Here is a 17,575-nt window from a genome sequence, read left to right on the forward strand (position 1 = left end):
TTCGGTTGTCCGGACAAAGCGGACCGTGGCTTTCCTGCGCCTCCCCGTAGCACGTTCAATTGTCCTGACAAAGTATTGACAGCTCTTGAGCGGACGGGCGAACGTACCCCCATGCACATCGGACTCATCGGCACCGGCCGGATCGGCACCTTCCACGCCCGTACCCTCACCGCCTCACCCGAGGTGAGCGAGTTGCTCGTCACCGACGTGGACGCCGCACGCGCCGCGGAGGTGGCCACCGACCTCGGCGCGACGCTCGCCCCCTCCCCCGGCGAACTCCTCTCCCGTGACCTCGACGCCGTCGTGATCGCCTCGGCCACCTCCTCGCACGCGGACCTGATCCAGGCCGCCGCCTCGCACGGGGTGCCCGTCTTCTGCGAGAAGCCGATCGCGCTCGATCTTCCCGGCACGGCGGCGGCCCTGCGCACGGTCGACGAGGCGGGGATCCTGCTGCAGATCGGCTTCATGCGCCGCTTCGACGCCGGGTACGCCGCGGCCCGCGCCGCCGTGCGGTCCGGCTCGCTCGGGCGCCTGCACACCGTACGCGCCGCGACCTCCGACCCCGCGCCGCCGCCGCCGGAGTACATCCCGCTCTCCGGCGGCCTCTACCGCGACTGCCTCGTGCACGACTTCGACGCGCTGCGCTGGGTGACGGGCAGGGAGGTGGTCTCCGTGTACGCGGCCGGATCGGACGCGGGCCCCGCGATGTTCCGTGAGGCCGGGGACGTCGACACCGCCGCGGTGTTGCTGACGCTGGACGACGGCGTCCTGTGCACGGCGACGGCCACCCGCGTCAACGGCGCCGGGTACGACGTACGCATGGAAGTCGCGGGCGAGAAGGACCAGATCTCGGTCGGCCTCGACGCCCGTACCCCCATCACCTCCGTGGAGCCGACGGCGGGCACCGCGCAGGGCACGCCCTGGCCGGGCTTCCTGGAGCGGTTCGCGCCCGCGTACGAGTCCGAACTGGCCGCGTTCGTACGGGCGGTGCGGGGCGAGGCGCCCAATCCCTGTGACGGGTACGAGGCGTTGGCCGCGCTGCGCGTCGCCGAGGCGTGCGAGGTCTCGCGGCGCGAGGGCCGTCCGGTGGCGGTGGCCGAACTGGCGTAGGAGTTCGGCCGGGGCGCCGGAGCGGTGACGCCCGCGACGCCCGGCGACGGGGCCGCCGGGCGTCGTGCCCGTCAGGGGCGCAGGAGCGCTTTGACACAGCGCCGGACGTCCATCGCGTCGAACGCTTTCGGCGCGTCGGCCAGCGGGAACACGGCGTCGAAAACGCGCTCGGGCCGCAGAGTACGGTCGAGCACGTCGCCGAGAAGTCCGGGCATCATGGCGCGCACGTTCGCACCGCCGCCACTGAGGGAGAGGTTCTTGGCGAACAGTTCCCACAGCGGCAGCGTCACATCCCAGGGCAGGCCCACGTAGCCGATCCGGCCTCCCGGCCGTGCGCAGCCGATCGCCTGCCGCACCGACTGGAGCGTCCCGACTGCCTCGATGACGTGTCCGGCGCCGCCGCCGAGCAGATCGGCGACCTCCGCCGCGCCCTCCTCGCCCCGGCCGGCGACCACGTCGGTGGCCCCGTGGGCGCGGGCGAGTTCCTGCCGCCGCGGGTCGCGCGACATGACCACGATCCGCCCGGCCCCGAGCCTCCGGCCGGCCAGGACCGCGCACTGGCCCACGGCGCCGTCCCCGACAACTACGACCGTGGCTCCCGGACCCACACCCGCGTGCAGGGCGGCCTCGTGCCCCGTAGAGAGCACGTCGGTCAGTGCCAGCAGCGGCGGCACCAGGTCGTCGGGTGGCGGTTCCGGGACGGCCAGCAGGGTGGTGCCGGCCAGCGGCACCCGGACGAACTCGGCCTGGCCGCCGTCGAGTGCTGAGCCGTCCGGCCCGAACTCGCCGAACAACCGGCCCTTCTCGCAGGCGATGGGCACCCCGCGGAGGCAGTGCGGGCAGCTGCCGTCGGAGGTGCTGAACGGCGCGAGGACGAACTGGCCGGGGCGCAGGCCTTCCACGTCGACGCCCACCTCCTCGACGACACCGACGAATTCATGGCCGCTGCGGACCGGCCGCGGCAGCGGCGAAAGACCCCGCAGCACGGAAAGGTCCGAGCCGCAGACGCCGGCCGCCACCACCCGCACCAGCGCGTCCGTCGGCTCCTCGACCCGGGGTTCGGGCACCTGATCGATACGTACGTCGCCCGGCGCGTGGATGACCACAGCACGCACAGCGTCTCCTCCCTTCAGATACGGGTCAGCGCGGTGCTGCGCATGAGGAACTCGGCCAGGAACCCGTCGTGCGGCATCCCCGGCGGCAGCCACCAGGTGGGACGGTCCAGGCCGTAGACATTGCGGACGGACGGGTCCTCCAGCAGCGCGTCCACCAGGGCCGTGTCCTCGGTGGCGACGCCTACGACGAGCGAAGCGCTCAGCGGTGCGGCGCCGTGCTCCGGGGACCAGGGCGCGACCCAGGCACAGGGGAACGGCAGCTCCACGGCCGTCTGTTCGGCCAGGGCGTCGTCCAGCAGGTGCACCGCCGGACGCAGGGCGGCGCTGCCGTCCCCGAGGTCGTGTACGCCGCCGCCGAGCACGGGTTCCGCACCTGCCGCGCGGTGCCGCAGCAAGTCCTCGGCCGAGCGGGCCTCGGCAAGCGGCAGACACGGGAGTCCGGCGTCCTCCTGCTCCGGCGGCAGTGGCCGCAGCTTCGCGAGCCGCTGCGCCAGGGCCTCGGCGAAGCCCCGGGCGTCATGTTCGACCAGCACCGCCGTGGCGTTGAGGCAGGAGACCCCGCCGAGCCCGCCGACCGAGTCGGCGATGACGTCGAGATGCGGCTCCCACCGCCCTGTGACCAGCACCTTGACCCTGCCGGGCCCTTGGGGCAGCACTGGTGTCCGGGACCAGCCGCCGGCATACCGGTTCACCGTCTCGTCCCCGCCGAAGACGATCGCGAGGTCGCCGCCGCGGACCAGTTCGTCGGCGGCGGCGTGGCCGCACGGCAGCAGGAGCACGTCCTCGCCGTCGAACCCCGCCGACCGCAGGGCGAGCACCAGCCGGTGGGGCGTGAACGGGTCGCGGCGCGAGGGCCGCACCGCGACCCGGTATCCCAACGCCAGGGCCGCCGGCCACAGCGAGTGGACCGCGGGGTGGTTGCCGGAGGCGTTGACGCTCAACAGCCGTCCCCGCCGGCGCCACACGACTGCGCCCTCGTCCGGCACGTCCCGGGGACCCGGCGGCAGCGCCGCTCGGGGGCGGGCCCGCTCGGTGGCGTCGACCGCGTTCGCCAGCACCCCGGCGACGGTCGCCGTCGCGTCGCGGACCACCGCCACCGGAACACCCGTCGTACGGGCCACCCGCACGTGGTGCTCCTCGGGCGTGAGCCCACCGAGAGTGCCCGAGGCGAAGACCGTGGCCGCCGCCCGCAGCCGCTCGGCGAGCTCGCCCCGGGGGCGGCCCGCCGCGTGAGCCGGCCGGTGCCGCAGGCGGTCCAGAGTGCGGGCGACGAACAGGCCGGGGGCAAGCGTCAGTTCCGCGACAGGGTCGCCCGCCACATCCCGGACGGTTTCCCGCCTGCCGGTGCGATACGTGCCCTCCGGAGCGAGGGCGTCGATGAAGTACGGTGCCGCGGGCGTCACTTGCGCCCCTCCCGCGGCACTTGCGCATCCACCGTCATCAGTAGGCTCCCGTGATCACGGGAACGCCGGTGAAGGTCTCCAGCGGGTGCACGTCGGCCACGGAGTGACCCGCCGAGCCGCCGGGCGCGCCCACCCGCCGCGCCGCGTCGCGTTCGCGGTTGTTGGGCAGCAGGGCCGACTTGCTCAGGTGGTGCATGACCACCTGCCCGTTCTCCCCCACCGCGACGGGCTTACCGGTGTCCGGGTCCACGACCGTGTACGAGACGTGCGGCGAGGGCGAGTCGAAGACGGAGTCGCCCTCCTCGGCGGCGGTCCGCTCGAACGCGGCGCCGAGCGCCATCGTGCTGCCGTAGAGCCCGTACAGCGGGATGCCGGGGAAGACCTCGTCGCGCAGCAGATCCCGGGTGTCCCGGTCCATGCTCGCGCCGCACCAGGTGATCACCTCGACCTGGTCGCGCACCAGGTCCACCAGCCGCCCGTCCCGCGCCAGCCGTTCCAGCAGGGGCGGTGGCGCCTGTATCGCCCCGACCCGCTGGCTACTCAGCACGGTGGCGGTCTGGGCGAGCACGTGGTCCTGGTACCGCTCGGCTTCCCCGGCCCTCCCGTCCTGCAGGCACAGGCGCACCCAGCGGGGGTCGAAGTCGACGGCGAAGCGGACGCCGCGGCGGCGGCGCGCGTGCTGCCCGGTGAGTTCCGCGTAGTCATGCGGGCCGCTGGGGCCCATGGACAGCCAGTTCACCCCGTGTGGATAGCCCCGCGCGTCCATGGCGCGCATGGCGTTCGCCATCTCGCGTTCCATCCAGTCCGCGAGGTACAGCACGCGCTTGGGGGCGCCGGTGGTGCCGCCGCTCTCGAAGACGCCGATCACCTCGGCGGTCCCGCCGTAGCCCCGGGGCAGCAGATCCTCCACCGGTACGTGCCGCAGGTCGTCGACGACCTGCGGAAACAGCAGCAGATCGTCCGTGGTGCGCACGTCGGTGCGCGGGTCGAAGTCCAGCCGCTCCAGCCGGTCGAGCCAGAACGGCGTGCCCGTCTCCGGGGTGAAGTGCCACTGCATGGCCGCCCGGACGAGCTCGTCCGGGTCCACGTCCGCATCAGGCGGTGCGTCCAGCACGGCCAGGGCGTCCGCCGTCTTCATCCTGCCTCCCGTCCGCCGTGGGGATCGGTTGCCGGGTGCGCGTGACCGGTCACCGCAGCGTGATCCCGGCCGAGTTGACGGCACGCAGGAAGTCGCCGCTCTCGACGGCACCGGCGACGGCCTCCAGTTCATCCGACATGTACCGGTCGCGCTCGAGGGTCGGCGCCAGCGCGCGGACGGTGTCGTAGGTGGCCCGGCCCGCGGGGCCGAGCCGGTCGTAGCAGCGATTCAGGTCCACGGCCTGGGCGGCCGCCAGGAACTCCACGGCGAGGATCTTGGTGTTGTTGGCGAGGACGCGGCGCGCGTTGCGCGCGGAGATCAGGCCCATGCTGACGATGTCCTGGTTGTCGCCGTTGGAGGGGACGCTCTGGGTGCTGGCCGGGCCGACAGTCCGGTTCTCCGCGACCAGCGCGGTGGCCGGGTACTGGGCCCCGGCGAAGCCACTGTTGAGACCCGGTTCGCCGGCGACGAGGAACTCCGGGAGCCCGTAGCTGAGGTGCCGGTTGAAGAGGCGATTGCTCTGCCGCTCGGAGAGGACGCCGAGCTGGGTGAGGGCGATCGTGGTGAAGTCCATCGCGAACGCGACCGGCTGGCCGTGGTAGTTGCCGCCGTGGAAGACCTCCTTGCCCGGGAAGAACAGGGGGTTGTCGGTGGCGGAGTTGAGTTCGGTGTGCAGCGTGCCGGCTGCGTGCCGCAGCGTGTCCCGGACTGCTCCGAGCACCTGCGGTATGGCCCGCAGCGTGTACGCCTTCTGGAGGTAGACGTCGGTGCGGGTCACGTCGTCACCCGCCCGCTTGCTCTCCACCTTCCCGCGGATCTCCGCGTGCGGGACGGCCAGTCCGCTGTCGGCCAGCAGCGCACGCAGGTTGGCGGCCGAGTCGATCTGGCCGCCGTGCGGGCGTGCAAGTTCGTGGCCCTCGGCCAGGAACGGGCTCGTGGAGCAGCTGAGAGCCTCCAGCAGCAGGGCGGAGACGATCTCCGCCTGGTGGAGCTGGTCGAGGGCACGGCTGACCACGAGGGACCCCAGTCCGGTCATCCCGGACGTGCCGTTGATCAGCGCGAGGCCCTCCTTGAACCGCATCTCCAGCGGCTGGATGCCCCGTTCGCGCAGCACCTCACCGGTGGGCACCGGGGCGCCGTCGCGCAGTACGCAGCCCTCGCCGATGACGGTGACGGCGATGTGCGAGAGGGTCGCGAGGTCGCCGCTGGCGCCGAGCGAGCCGATCTCGGGAATCGCGGGGGTGATCCCCTCGTTGAGGTAGAGCGCCAGGCGCTCCAGTACCTCGGGCCGCACGGCGGAGTAGCCGCGTGAGAGGGCGTTGAGCCGGGCGGCCAGGATGGCGCGGGCCTCGTGCTCGGCGAACAGCGGGCCGACGCCCGCGCTGTGGCTGCGGATCAGGTTCGTCTGCAGCTCCACCTCCTTCGACGGCTCCACCTGCATGTAGATCATCTCGCCGTATCCGGTGGTCACCCCGTACACCGAGGTGCCCTGGCGGACGATGTCCTCGAACTGCTTCCGGCTCGCCGCGGCCTTGGTCAGCACCTCGGGGTTCACGGCGCAGGAGGCGTACTCCTCCGCGATGCGGCGGACGTCGTCGATGCCGAGGGTCTCCCCGTCGAACGCGATGGCCCCCGTGGCGGTGTCGATCATGGTCATGGCGTGCTTTCTCCCTGGATTCGGAATACGAAGGACCCGCTGATCCGTGCGTCGATGTCATTTCGACGCATGTTGCGAACCACCGGTCGAGCGGAATTCTCGTGTGCCATTCGATCCCATCACCGCGGCCGCATTTCCGATACGGACGCAGGGACACTCCGAAGTGACTTTCCGGCCACGCCAGTACCGAGGAACGAGTACATCGACGTGACCCCCAGGGCACATCCGGGCGCCCGAAAGGGCATTCACACACGGGACATGATCGGATCCATTACCCGCTTTGACCTGCGAAGAGAAGCGTGCCCCTCTGACGCGGACCGCGTCTCTCCCGGTGGAACATTCAACTTCCCTGCCTTTTCCCGGAGTCGGCACCGGGTTAGCCTGCGGCCGGGCGCACCTCAGCTGACATGACCCCCGTGCCGGCGAATCCCGTGGCCGTCCGAATTCGCCGGTGGAGCAACTGCGAAAAGCTGACGGACCTCTTTCGTATGCCTGGAACTTCCCGGCGCAGCACGCCCACTTCATCCACGACAGGGAGGACCACAGTGGAACCCGAAGTCACCGACCGGTTCGACAAGAACGCCGACCTCGGCGACGTGATGCACAGCCTCCGTGAGAACGGCTACGCCATCGTCGAGAACGTGCTTCCGCACGAGACGGTGGATGTCCTGCTCACCGAGATGGAGTCCTGGATCGAGGCCACGCCGTTCGGCCCGGACGCGTTCGCCGGCCAGCGGACCAAGCGGACCGGCAGCCTCGTCGCGCGCTCGGCCACCGGCCGGGACCTGATCACCCATCCGCTGTGCACGGGCGTCGCGCGGGAGCTGCTGAAGTCCTCCACCGAGTTCCAGCTGTCCCAGACGCAGCTCATCAGCGCCTACCCGGGCTCCGTCGCACAGAAGATGCACAAGGACGAACTGGTCTGGGACTTCTTCCCGTTCGCGGTCGACCACCACGTGATGTGCCAGTTCTTCTGGGCCCTCACCGACTTCACCGAGCAGAACGGCGCCACCCGCGTGGTGCCCGGCAGCGACGCGCTCTCTCCCGATGAGGTCGGCGCGGAGGACTCCATACCCGTCGAGATGCCGAAAGGCTCGGTCTTCATCTTCTCCGGGAAGGTCGTGCACGGCGGCGGCACCAACCGCTCCGACGCCGTCCGGCAGGGCCTGATCCTCAGCTACTGCTCGGGCTGGGTCCGTCAAGAGGAGAACCAGTACCTCGTAGCCCCGCCGGAGCTGGCCCGTACCCTCCCCGAGGATCTGCTCAAGGTCATCGGCTACCAGCAGGGCTGCTTCGCCATGGGCTACGCAGGCGACATCGAGGAGCCGATGGACGTCCTCTTCGGCCGCAAAGCAGCCACCCCGATCGTACCGTCGGAGGCCACGCGCAACGCCGCCAACGAGACGGCACGCGAGTGGAGCGAGGACGTCGTCCATCGCACCGTCTGACACACCGACCGCCCCAACGCCCCCGCGGCCGGTCGGCGTTGCGTACGGGGCCGGGCCGCGGCACACGCCGAACCGAGAAGGTGACGATGACTTCTTCGCAGGAACGACCAGTATCCATTATGCCGATCATGAACATGGTCTACGGCCTGTGGGTGTCCCAGACCCTCGTGACCGCGCACGAACGCGACGTGTTCGGGCGCTTCGCCGAACGGCCGGGTATGACACCGGCCCAACTCGCCGATGTCCTCGACCTGAAGGAGCGCCCGGTCGAGCAACTGGTCACCGCCTGCGCCGCACTCGGCCTGCTGCAGCGCGACGGTGACGGGTACCGCAACACCGCGATGACCGACCGGTATCTGCTCCGCGGCGGAGAGCACTACGTCGGCGGCTGGGTGGAGATCGTCTCCCGCCACGACTACCCGGGATGGCTGCGGCTGGACGAGGCGCTGCGCACCAACCGTCCGACCACCTGGGACAGCGAGCAGCGCGACTCGCTGTTCGACGATGAGAACCCCGTGGTCGTGGAATCGTTCTGGGAGGGCATGAGCGCGATCTCCCGGCCGACGGCCAGAGCCCTGGCGGAGACCGTCGACCTGTCGGGCGGACTGTCACTGCTGGACGTGGGAGGCGGCGGGGGCGCCTACGCGACCGAACTCAGCCGCGCCTGCCCCTCCCTGCACACGACGGTCTTCGACCTGCCCTTCGTCTGCGACCTAACACGGAAGAAGGTCGAGCAGGCCGGCCTCGGCGACCGCATCTCATTCGCCAGTGGCGACTTCTTCACCGATCCCCTGCCCACGGGGCAGGACGTCGTGCTGCTCTCGATGATCCTCCACGACTGGGACGTCGACCAGTGCCGGAGCATCCTCCGCAGCTGCTACGAGGCGCTGGCCCCCGGCGGGCGCCTGCTGATCAGCGAACTCCTGGTGGCCGACACCAAGGACGGCCCACTCGACGCCACCCTGATGAGCCTGTCCATGCTGGTGGAGACCTTCGGCCGGAACTACACCGGCGCCGAGTACCGCTCCTGGCTGCTGGAGGCGGGCTTCACGGACGTCGAGATCCGCCCGTTCGACGCCCCGGCCGCCAACGGCGTCGTCATCGGCCGGAAGTTGTGAGAACACGGGGGTAGGGGTCTGTACCGTCGAGGCCGGCAGCTGACGCGCCCAGGTTCACGGCCCCTCCCCCGCGTCCTTGAGTTCTAGGGGTCGTTGGCCGGACCCGACCGCGCACGTGTGGCCACCGCCCGCCCTCGACGGTCATCAACCGTCGCCGTGGCCGGGTCCTTGCCTCTCCCTCGGCACCGCCGGTGTCGCCGTCACGTCGCTCCCGAACTCACCTGCTCTGTCGTCGACTTCGGGTTGCGGCACCGGCAGCGGACAGGAGTTCGCCGGCACGCACGCGCGCCCCTCAGATATATCCCTCGCGCAGTGCGTAAGCCACCGCGTGTGCGCGATTGCGCAGGTGGAGGCGGGTGGTGAGGCGGTGGACGACGTTCTTGACCGTGCGTTCGGAATAGGACAGGTCGGCGGCGATCTCGGCGGTGCCGAAACCCTCGGCGATCAGGCGCAGGACGTCGACCTCACGGGCCCCGAGTACCGGAGCAGGGATGCCGGACCGGCCGTCGATGGTGGTGGTGGTGTGGGACGGCGGCGTTCCCATCTGGCGGATCAGGCGGCCGAGGAGGTCGGACGGCAGGTGTCCGTCACCGCGTGCGGTCGCCAGCACGGCCTGAACCAGGCTGTGCTGGGTGGCCTCGTGGCGCCAGACGACGGCGCCGACCCCGCACGCCACGACATTGCGGAACTCCTCCTCCCGCAGCGTCCCCACCACGAGAACCGCTCGCGCTCCCTCTCCGCGCACGGCCCGGCGCAGGCGCGTGAGCGCGCCCCGGTCGAGCACGTCGTCGACCAGCAGCGCCACGGTTCCCGGCCCGGGCTCCTCACGCAGGTCGATGTGCGGGTGCCGCCTGAGCTGACTCAGGGCGCCCTCCCGTGAGATGGGGTCCGGGGCATGCACGGCCACGGGAACCGGTAACCCGGACCGCGCGGCTGAGGAGTGCCCGGGTTCTTCCGGTCCTGCGGGGTCTGTGCTGCTCAAGCTGGACAAACGGTCCGTTCCTCCTCTCCGCGTAAAGGTCGATGTACGCGCCACCGACGAGCGATCGGCGACAGGCATGTCAGCAACCCCCTTCTATGACACGTATGGCCCGCACCGTCGTGGAATGCCACCGGCGGAATCACGAGACCAGCTATGCGACCGCAGCCCGCGTCCGCGCCGAGCGCGCTGTGTGAGGTGCGCCGTGCGACCGGGTCCCGCCGCGGCCGGGCCCGCAGACGGGCGCTACCGCGCCACCCTGCTGTGGGGAATGCCGCGCTCGGGCACCACCGACGCGCGGCCGGCAGACACCGCAGACGCCACATGCAGGAGTATGCGAAGTATTTCGACCTCCGACCGCGACTGTTCAACGAATGGAAAGACACGGTGAACCCTGCTCAACAGGACGCCGAATGACGGAGCTGAAACCGGCCGAAGATTCCGGTAGTGCTCTTGGAAACGGCCACACTGGGCCACACCGCCACGGTGGGGGCACCGCGGCGCGAGAAACGGCAACCAAAGCGCCTCCTGGTCTGATCCTATGAGGAGACTACCCCCGGCGGCACAGTGCGCCAAGCCGTTCCAGGGAATCCCAGGATGCTGGACAAGAGCCTGGCCGAAATCAACGCCCGGAAGGCCGCACCGAAGTCCCCTTTTCAACGTCTCAGTTTACCGGGGCTCGGGGAAACGATCACATGACTCACTGGCGGTCTTCTGCGGCGGCGAACCCGTCCGGAGTTGACCCGGCACAGTGCCGCTCCTATCACTTCGGGGGAACTGCCCAGTTCGAGAGGGCAGATCGACGGGTGCGCCCTATCGGGCAGCAAACGGGCACTTCAGCAGCACGAACGGGCACGGCGGGCGCCCGAGTCGATCCGGACCGGCACACGCCGGACACGTTCTCCGTCCCCGCAGCACCCCGGAATCACGGCGTCGCCGAATATCGGAATCGCAGCGACGGACGGCTCTCTGCGTTCTTCGCGGTGGAAGTAATGAAGCCCTGCCGGACCGCCGGAAAGGAATCTGCACCGACGGGCACGGCGGGAGCGAAATGTTTTCCGGGAGGGAGAGCGGGACCTCGGCCCGGCCGGCACGATCAGAATCTCCTTGTCACCCCTCGCGCCGCATTTCGGTGGACCGCCGCTGTCGAGGCGCTATCGGTACGCTCAGCTCTCGACCCGCAATTGCTCTTTGCCCGGCTCGTCGACAGCACGATGAACCAGGGCACCTCAGGGCTTCTTCGATTCCCGGGGATATTCCTGCCGGCCCAGAACGAGTCAGCGCTGATGGCGTCCATTCCTGACCCGGGCGGCCATGCGGCGTCAGTTGTGGCTCACGACGTTGACCACGCGCCCGTTCGGGTCTCTGACGAAGAAGCGGCGCACGCCCCATTCCTCGTCCTGCAGCGGGTGCACGATCTCCGCTCCGCGTGCCCGCAGCGCCGCGTACACCGCGTCGACGTCGTCCACCTCGATGCTGACGTCGGGTGTGACGGGCGCGGTCTTCTCCTCTGTCATGAGGATGACTTGAGCCGTCGGGTTGGACGGCGACGCCAGCGTCACGACCCAGCCCAGGTTCATGACCTCCTCGAGACCGAGCAGTCCGTAGAAGTCGCGGCTTTCCTCCATGGCGTCCGACTGGATGTCGGGTACGACGCGGCGAACGGACATCGAAGCGCTCCTTGCTCGGCCTGCCTGCCCGGGTTTCCGGGCAGGCAGGCACCAACGCTAGCCTCCGCGCGGGGCGTTCCGCTCCGCTGTCTCGTCCACGTCTCCGTCCACGTCCCCGTCCACGTCCCCGTCCACCTCCCCGTCTTCGTCCCCGTCCACGCCGCCTTCGTCGACGTCGCCCTCGTTCATGTCGACCCCTGGTACACGGCGACCCGGTAGAGACTCTCGTACCGGTTGTACTCCTCCTGCCGTGGCGTGCCCAGCGCCAGCTGGGTGACCGGCTCACCGTTCAGCGTCCTCACGGCGTTTCCCAGCCGCGCCTGCATGGTCGCCGCGGCCTGAAGAAGCGGCTCCCGGTAGCGGCGCATCTGGTCGCGGCGCGCCAGCTCACGGTCGGATCGGCGGCGCCGCCACTCGAACATCCCGCCGAGCATCGAGGTCAGCACCGCGCCCGTCACCGAGACGACCGCGGAGACCAGCGACAACGTGTCCACCGTCGGCACACCCCCGTTGATACTGCCCGCGCGTCCGCCGCGTTCAATCGCGAACCGGCGTGCACCGGACGGGCTTCTCCAGAGGTACGGAGCGCTCCTCAGGCGGCGTGCGCGAGGAGTTGGAAGATCTTCGCAGTGTGCGGGTACGGGTGGCGGTTCGTCATCGCCAGCTCCAGGGCCTCCAGCGCCGCGAAGAAGTCAGGGTCGTGCTTGCGTGCGTCGTCGACGATCTGGTCGTTCACGCTGAGGATGCCGCAGTGCTCGATGTCCGTGCAGCCCGACTCGGCGAGGAGCGCGGTGACTTCCTCCGCCGTGTAGAGCGTCAGTTCGGCCTCGAAGGTCACGCCCCGCGACTTCCGCCGGTCCAGGGCGTCGAGCGCGGCGGCCGGATCGAGTGAGCGGACGGCGAGGCGCACGGGAGCGGAGTGCCTGTTGATCGCCATGACGGAGACGACACCGCCGCTGCGTACGAGCGGGACCGCGGTGCGCAGGGCGGGCGCCGGATCGTCCAGGTACTGCAGGAGGTTGTGGCACAGCACGACGTCGTAGCGGCGGCCGGTCACGGATTCGGGGAGGTCGAAGACGTCCGCCTCGACGGTGCTCAGGCGGTCGCCCGCGCCTTCGTCCTTCGCGCGTTCGCGCGCCGCGGTGAGCATGCCCGGGGAGAAGTCGACGACGGTCACGCTGTGCCCGCGCCGCAGCAGCCGCATCGCGTCACCGCCGTCGGCGCCGGCGAGATCCAGCACCCGCAGCGGCCCGGGGCCGAGCGCCGCCAGCCGCCGCTGAAGGTTGAACTCGGCGAGTGTGTAGCGCAACCGTCCCCACGGGCTCTCCTGCCACACCCGCCACGAGTCGAGGGCGGCGTCGAACAATCCGTCAGGGGTGGACTTCGAGGTGGCCATGAGGTCCCTTCGCCCCGCCGGGGCACTCGACGGTGCGGTACCGGAGTCGAGGGTAGCTCCGCCGGGCAGGTGCCCGGGCAGGGAGGCGTACGAACCCGGCGCCGTACGACCGGGCCACCCGTCGGTCAAGTCGCCGCCGTGCGCGCCGCGTCGGTGCCCGCGACGCGGCCGAGGCCGACGGCGCTCAGCAGCCCGTTCCCGGACGAGTAGCCGCGGGCCCCGGAAGCGCCGGAGATTCCCGCGGCGACGCCGCCCACCGCATACAGACCGGGGACGACGGCACCGCCGGTGGTGCGGACCGCGGCGCGCTCGTCGACGTCGACACCGCCCTGGGTGTGGAAGATCGCGGGCACGGAACGGACGGCGCAGTACGGGGCACGGAGCGCTCCCATCGGGAAGCCGGTGCGTCCCACGGAGTCGGCGGTGCCCGTGGCGGCTGCATGCCGCTGGTCGCGCAGTGCCCGTTCGACGGCTGATGTGCCGCAGCCGACGACGGCGGCGAGCGCCTCGGCGGTGGGTGCCTCGCGCACGCCGCCCGCGTCCACGAGTTCGGCGAACTCCGGCTCGTGCGCCCGTACGTAATCCCGGATGCGGGTGTCGAAGACGACGTGCGAGACCCCGTCGGGCCCGGCCGCCGCGGCGACGACGGGCGCGAAGCCGGAGTAGCCGACGCTCTCGTCCCCCATGCGTTCACCGCCCGGCGAGAGCATGAGCCCGCCCTTCTCGACGGTTGTCCAGCTGACGAGGGAGCCGTGGGGGTGGGCGAGCGCCGCGTACCCCTGATAGGCGCCCATGTTCACCAGCCTCGCGCCCAGCGCTGCGGCCCAGTCGATGGCCTCGCCCGTGGACCCCTCGGCGCCCGAGTAGCGGGCACCGCTGATCCCGGGGATCCAGCGGGCGATCATCTCCTTGTTGTTGCCGAAGCCGTTGGAGGCCAGCACGACGGCGGCGGCGCGCAGTTCGTACGTCCCGGACCGCGGCCCGTCGACGGTGACGCCGGTGACGCGGCCTTCGCCGGTGAGCAGGCCCGCGACCGGGTTGCCCGTGACGACGTCCACGCCCAGCCGCCGGACGGCCGCGAGCAGGTCCCGCGTCAGAGACGCGCCGCGCCGGTCCGGCGGTGCGTGGAGGCGCGGGACGCTGTGCCCGACGTGCTTGTAGTCGGTGATGAGCCGCAAGTCGACGGAGTGGGACTCGACCAGCCACTCCACCAGGTCCGCCGAACGGCCGGCCAGCAGCCGGAGCAGATGCCCGGCCTCGTGCGGGCCGCTCTGCCGGGAGAGGTCCGCGACCATCCGTGCAGGGCTGTCGTCGATCCCGGCGACCCGCTGGTAGCGGCTGCCGGCCGCCGGGATCGAGCCGGTGCTGACGAACGTGTTGCCGCCCGGACGGGCGGACTTCTCCAACAGGGCCACGCTTGCGCCCTGTTCGGCCGCGGCGAGCGCCGCGGTGAGGCCGCCGCCGCCGGCGCCGACCACGACGACGTCGGCGTCCCGCCCGCTCATCACACGCCGTCGCCTTCCCCGGTGCGCAGTGCCCGCAGCCGCGGAAGCAGCTCGCCGGTCGTCGACACGTCGGCGTACTTCTGCGCCATGTCGAAGAGGTTCACCTCGTGTACGACCGGGCTGCGGTCGTACACGGCGTCGCTGGGGACGGCGACGCGGAAGTTGAGCGAGAAGGCGTCGGTGACGCTGGAGCGCACGCACCCGGAGGTGGTGCACCCGGTGATCACGAGGGTGTCCACTCCGGCCTCGACCAGGTAGCTGGTCAGGGGAGTTCCGAAGAACGCGCTCGGGTGGCGTTTGGGCAGCAGGACGTCTCCCTCCGCGGGCGCCACGTCCGCGACGAACTCGTAGCCGTGCTCGGGAACGTTCATGATTCCGGGCACCTTCGCGCCGAGGCGTCCTGCGTCGTAGCTCTGCTTCGGCGCGACGTGCGGGTAGAGAACGGGCAGGCCCGCCCCGCGGAACTCGCCGAGCAGCTCCGCGATGCGCGGGACCGCGTCCCAGGCGACGCTGCCGCAACTCGTGGTGAACTCCTCGGTCGCCTCCTCGAAGGGGAGCGGGCGGCTGCCCGTCGTGCGGTACTGGACGTCGATGATCAGCAGGGCCGGACGCTTGCCGAGACCAGCGGGCCGGCCGAACCCGGCCAGCTCGTAGCGGCTTCGCGTCGTCCCGTCGATGACGCCGGCCCCGCCGACGGTCCAGGGGTGTTCGTGTCCCATCAGGCCTGTTCCCTCTCCGTGGCGGCCAGCGCGCTCGCGCCGCTGCGCATGCGTGACAGGTAGCGACCGCCGGGCGTGCCGGATACCCGGCCGTCGCGGACGGCGAAGTGGCCGCGCACCAAGGTGTGTACGACGCGGACCGGTGCCCGGATGCCCTCCCAGGGCGTATAGCCGGCCGCCGAGTGCTGGCCGGCGGCGGAGATGTCCGTCGTACCGTCCAGATCGACGACGGCCAGGTCCGCGTCGGACCCGACGCGGATGACACCCTTGCGCGGGTAGAGGCCGAACAGCTTCGCCGAGCGCGTACTGGTCGCCTCCACCAGCCGCTCCAGCGGTACGCCGCGCCGCAGCCCCTCCCCGAGGGTGAGCGGCAGCAGCACTCCGGTGCCGGGGAAGCCGGCCGAGGCGGACCAGATGTCCTTCTCCTTGAACGAGCGGTGCCGCGCGTTGTGATCGGAGCCGACGGTGTCCACGCTGCCGTCCGCGACGCCCCGCCAGAGCGCCTCCAGGTGGGCTTCCGGCCGCAGCGGCGGGTTGACCTTGCCGTACGTCCCGCACGGCGAGGACGTGGTCAGGGTCAGATAGTGGGTGCAGGTCTCCACGAACAGGTTCTGGTACGCGCTGCGTTGAAGCCGCATCACCTCCAGCCCGGCGGCGCTGGAGGTGTGCACGGCGTACGCGGACGCACCGGTGGCCGCCGCGAGATACGCCACACGCTGCTCGGCCTCGGCCTCGACCACCGGGGGACGCGTCATGTGCCAGGCGTGCAGCGGTCCCCTGGACTCGTCCGGCGGGTCCTTGCGAAGCCGCCGGACGATCTCGATGTTCTCGGGGTGGGGGTTGACCATCGCGCCGGCGTCGGCGGTGGTGCCCAGCAGGTCGTACATGAAGCCGTCGTCGTTGCCCGGCATGCCGAGGTAGGCGCCCTCGTCCCCGCGGAAGTTCATGAAGAACTTGAAGCTGGAGACACCGAGTTCGCGTACGTACGCCGGGACGGAGGCGACGTGCTCGTCCGTGCCCAGCACGAAGTGGAAGCCGAAGTCCGTGTGCGCGCCGGACTCCATCACGGCCCGCGCGTCCTCGTGCACCTTCTCGTACGGGTCGGCGCTCATCAGGTAGACGAGCATCGAGGTGACGCCGCCCGCTACGGCGGAGGCGGTCTCCAACTCCGCGTCGTCACGGTCCTTCGGGACACGGATGTCCCTGCCGAGGTGCACATGCGGGTCGATGGCCCCGGGCAGTACGGTGCACCCGCGCAGATCCACGGTCTCGCGGGCGGCGGCGGGCGCGTCGCGCCCGACGACGCCGGCGATCAGACCGTCGTGGACGAGCAGGTCCGCCTCGGTGGGGCCGAGGTCCGGCAGGAACACCCTGCCTCCGTGCAGCCGCAGGTCGTACTCGCTCACTGGCCGTCCACCTCCCCCGGGGCGGTGCCGTCCGGGGCGGTGCCGTCCGCGGCGTAGCGCCGGTCGAGTTCGTCGAAGTGCGACTTGTTCACGAGGCTCTGCCTGTCCGCCCAACCGATCATCAGGTCCTGCGCGTTGCGGGTGTCGCCGTACTTGGCCAGGTGCCCCAGGACGGCTCGCATTCCGGTCACGGCCCCCCGCATGGCCGCGTTGGCGTACAGCGCCACGGAGAAGCCCAGCTCCCCGAGCTCGTCCGTCGGCAGCAGCGGAGTCAGGCCGCCCTCGACCATGTTGGCGATGTGCCGGCCGGGCACGGTGCGGGTGATGTGGGCCATCTCCTGCCTGCTCGTGGGTGCTTCGACGAACAGGACGTCCGCGCCCGCCTCGCTGAAGGCGGCCGCGCGCTCGCAGGCGGCGTCGATGCCCTCCACCGCACGGGCGTCGGTACGGGCGATCACCACGAGGTCGTCGTCGGCACGGGCGTCGACGGCGGCGCGGATCTTGCCGGCCATCTCACCGGTGCCGATGATCTCCTTGTCCGCGAAGTGGCCGCACTTCTTCGGGCTCACCTGGTCCTCGATCTGGATTCCCGCCGCTCCGGCACGCTCCAGCGCCCGTACCGTGCGCTGGACGTTGAGCGAGTTGCCGAAACCGGTGTCGGCGTCCACGACGAGCGGGAGCGAGACGGCGTCGGCCATCGCCGCGACGTGGGCGGCGAGTTCACTCATGCCGAGCAGGCCCAGGTCGGGCATTCCAAGGTAGGTGTTGCTCACCCCGGCGCCCGACACGTAGACGGCCTCGAAGCCCGACTCCTCGACGACCCTCGCGGTGAGGGCGTTCGGCGCTCCCGGCAGCACCAGCGGCCTGCCTTCGCGCCCGATCAGCTCCCGGAGTCTCGTGGTCGTCCTCAT

At 70.9% G+C, this 17,575-nt stretch carries 16 protein-coding genes; 3 read left to right on the top strand and 13 right to left on the bottom strand.

Going from position 1 to position 17,575, the window contains the following annotated elements; translation table 11 throughout:
• Positions 1-111 precede the first annotated feature (111 nt).
• Positions 112-1,110: a Gfo/Idh/MocA family protein gene (locus tag ACSMXX_RS04625; RefSeq protein WP_473182756.1), complete on the top strand. Its 999-nt coding sequence runs from the start codon at positions 112-114 to the stop codon at positions 1,108-1,110.
• 71 nt (positions 1,111-1,181) lie between these two features.
• Here ACSMXX_RS04625 and ACSMXX_RS04630 read toward each other — a convergent pair whose 3' ends face one another.
• The 4 genes from ACSMXX_RS04630 to cmdF are packed head-to-tail and all read right to left on the bottom strand — an operon-like array spanning position 1,182 to position 6,423.
• On the bottom strand, positions 1,182-2,225 hold the full coding sequence (locus ACSMXX_RS04630) for an alcohol dehydrogenase catalytic domain-containing protein (RefSeq protein ID WP_473182757.1): 1,044 nt from the start codon (positions 2,223-2,225) through the stop codon (positions 1,182-1,184).
• Between the two features lie 14 nt (positions 2,226-2,239).
• Positions 2,240-3,628 carry an aldehyde dehydrogenase family protein gene (locus tag ACSMXX_RS04635; protein WP_473182758.1) on the bottom strand — a complete coding sequence of 463 codons (1,389 nt, stop codon included), beginning with the start codon at positions 3,626-3,628 and terminating at the stop codon, positions 2,240-2,242.
• 37 nt (positions 3,629-3,665) lie between these two features.
• Positions 3,666-4,766: an AMP-binding protein gene (locus ACSMXX_RS04640; RefSeq protein WP_473182759.1), complete on the bottom strand. Its 1,101-nt coding sequence runs from the start codon at positions 4,764-4,766 to the stop codon at positions 3,666-3,668.
• A 49-nt stretch (positions 4,767-4,815) separates the two neighbouring features.
• The gene (gene cmdF / locus ACSMXX_RS04645; RefSeq protein WP_473182760.1) at positions 4,816-6,423 is read right to left on the bottom strand and encodes a tyrosine 2,3-aminomutase; all 1,608 of its coding nucleotides are present in this window, start codon (positions 6,421-6,423) and stop codon (positions 4,816-4,818) included.
• A gap of 545 nt (positions 6,424-6,968) precedes the next feature.
• Between cmdF and ACSMXX_RS04650 the strand changes: the two genes are divergently transcribed.
• The gene (locus ACSMXX_RS04650) at positions 6,969-7,871 is read left to right on the top strand and encodes a phytanoyl-CoA dioxygenase family protein (protein WP_473182761.1); all 903 of its coding nucleotides are present in this window, start codon (positions 6,969-6,971) and stop codon (positions 7,869-7,871) included.
• A gap of 128 nt (positions 7,872-7,999) precedes the next feature.
• Positions 8,000-8,989 carry a methyltransferase gene (locus tag ACSMXX_RS04655; RefSeq protein WP_473182762.1) on the top strand — a complete coding sequence of 330 codons (990 nt, stop codon included), beginning with the start codon at positions 8,000-8,002 and terminating at the stop codon, positions 8,987-8,989.
• A 292-nt stretch (positions 8,990-9,281) separates the two neighbouring features.
• On the opposite strand, the gene ACSMXX_RS04660 is transcribed toward ACSMXX_RS04655, so the two are convergent.
• The 9 genes from ACSMXX_RS04660 to ACSMXX_RS04700 form a co-directional block, all read right to left on the bottom strand.
• Positions 9,282-9,896: a helix-turn-helix transcriptional regulator gene (locus ACSMXX_RS04660; RefSeq protein WP_473182763.1), complete on the bottom strand. Its 615-nt coding sequence runs from the start codon at positions 9,894-9,896 to the stop codon at positions 9,282-9,284.
• Between the two features lie 1,394 nt (positions 9,897-11,290).
• Positions 11,291-11,638, bottom strand: coding sequence for a VOC family protein (locus tag ACSMXX_RS04665; protein WP_473182764.1), 348 nt, complete (start codon positions 11,636-11,638; stop codon positions 11,291-11,293).
• Positions 11,639-11,695: 57 nt separating this feature from the next.
• On the bottom strand, positions 11,696-11,827 hold the full coding sequence (locus ACSMXX_RS04670; RefSeq protein WP_473182765.1) for a hypothetical protein: 132 nt from the start codon (positions 11,825-11,827) through the stop codon (positions 11,696-11,698).
• A complete protein-coding gene (locus tag ACSMXX_RS04675; RefSeq protein WP_473182766.1) occupies positions 11,824-12,141 on the bottom strand; it encodes a hypothetical protein in 318 nt (105 codons plus the stop codon). Before ACSMXX_RS04675 ends, ACSMXX_RS04670 begins: the two co-directional genes overlap by 4 nt.
• An 89-nt stretch (positions 12,142-12,230) precedes the next feature.
• Entirely contained in the window at positions 12,231-13,034 is an 804-nt protein-coding gene (locus ACSMXX_RS04680; RefSeq protein WP_473182767.1) for a class I SAM-dependent methyltransferase, read from the bottom strand.
• A 125-nt stretch (positions 13,035-13,159) separates the two neighbouring features.
• Positions 13,160-14,539, bottom strand: a complete 1,380-nt coding sequence (locus ACSMXX_RS04685) for an FAD-dependent oxidoreductase (protein WP_473182768.1) — start codon at positions 14,537-14,539, stop codon at positions 13,160-13,162.
• The gene (locus tag ACSMXX_RS04690; RefSeq protein ID WP_473182769.1) at positions 14,539-15,258 is read right to left on the bottom strand and encodes an isochorismatase family protein; all 720 of its coding nucleotides are present in this window, start codon (positions 15,256-15,258) and stop codon (positions 14,539-14,541) included. The genes ACSMXX_RS04685 and ACSMXX_RS04690 overlap by 1 nt, the downstream gene beginning before the upstream one ends.
• Positions 15,258-16,664 carry a dihydroorotase gene (locus ACSMXX_RS04695; protein WP_473182770.1) on the bottom strand — a complete coding sequence of 469 codons (1,407 nt, stop codon included), beginning with the start codon at positions 16,662-16,664 and terminating at the stop codon, positions 15,258-15,260. Before ACSMXX_RS04695 ends, ACSMXX_RS04690 begins: the two co-directional genes overlap by 1 nt.
• A complete protein-coding gene (locus ACSMXX_RS04700) occupies positions 16,661-17,575 on the bottom strand; it encodes an isocitrate lyase/PEP mutase family protein (RefSeq protein WP_473182771.1) in 915 nt (304 codons plus the stop codon). The genes ACSMXX_RS04695 and ACSMXX_RS04700 overlap by 4 nt, the downstream gene beginning before the upstream one ends.

This window comes from Streptomyces sp. DSM 116795 (assembly GCF_055792905.1).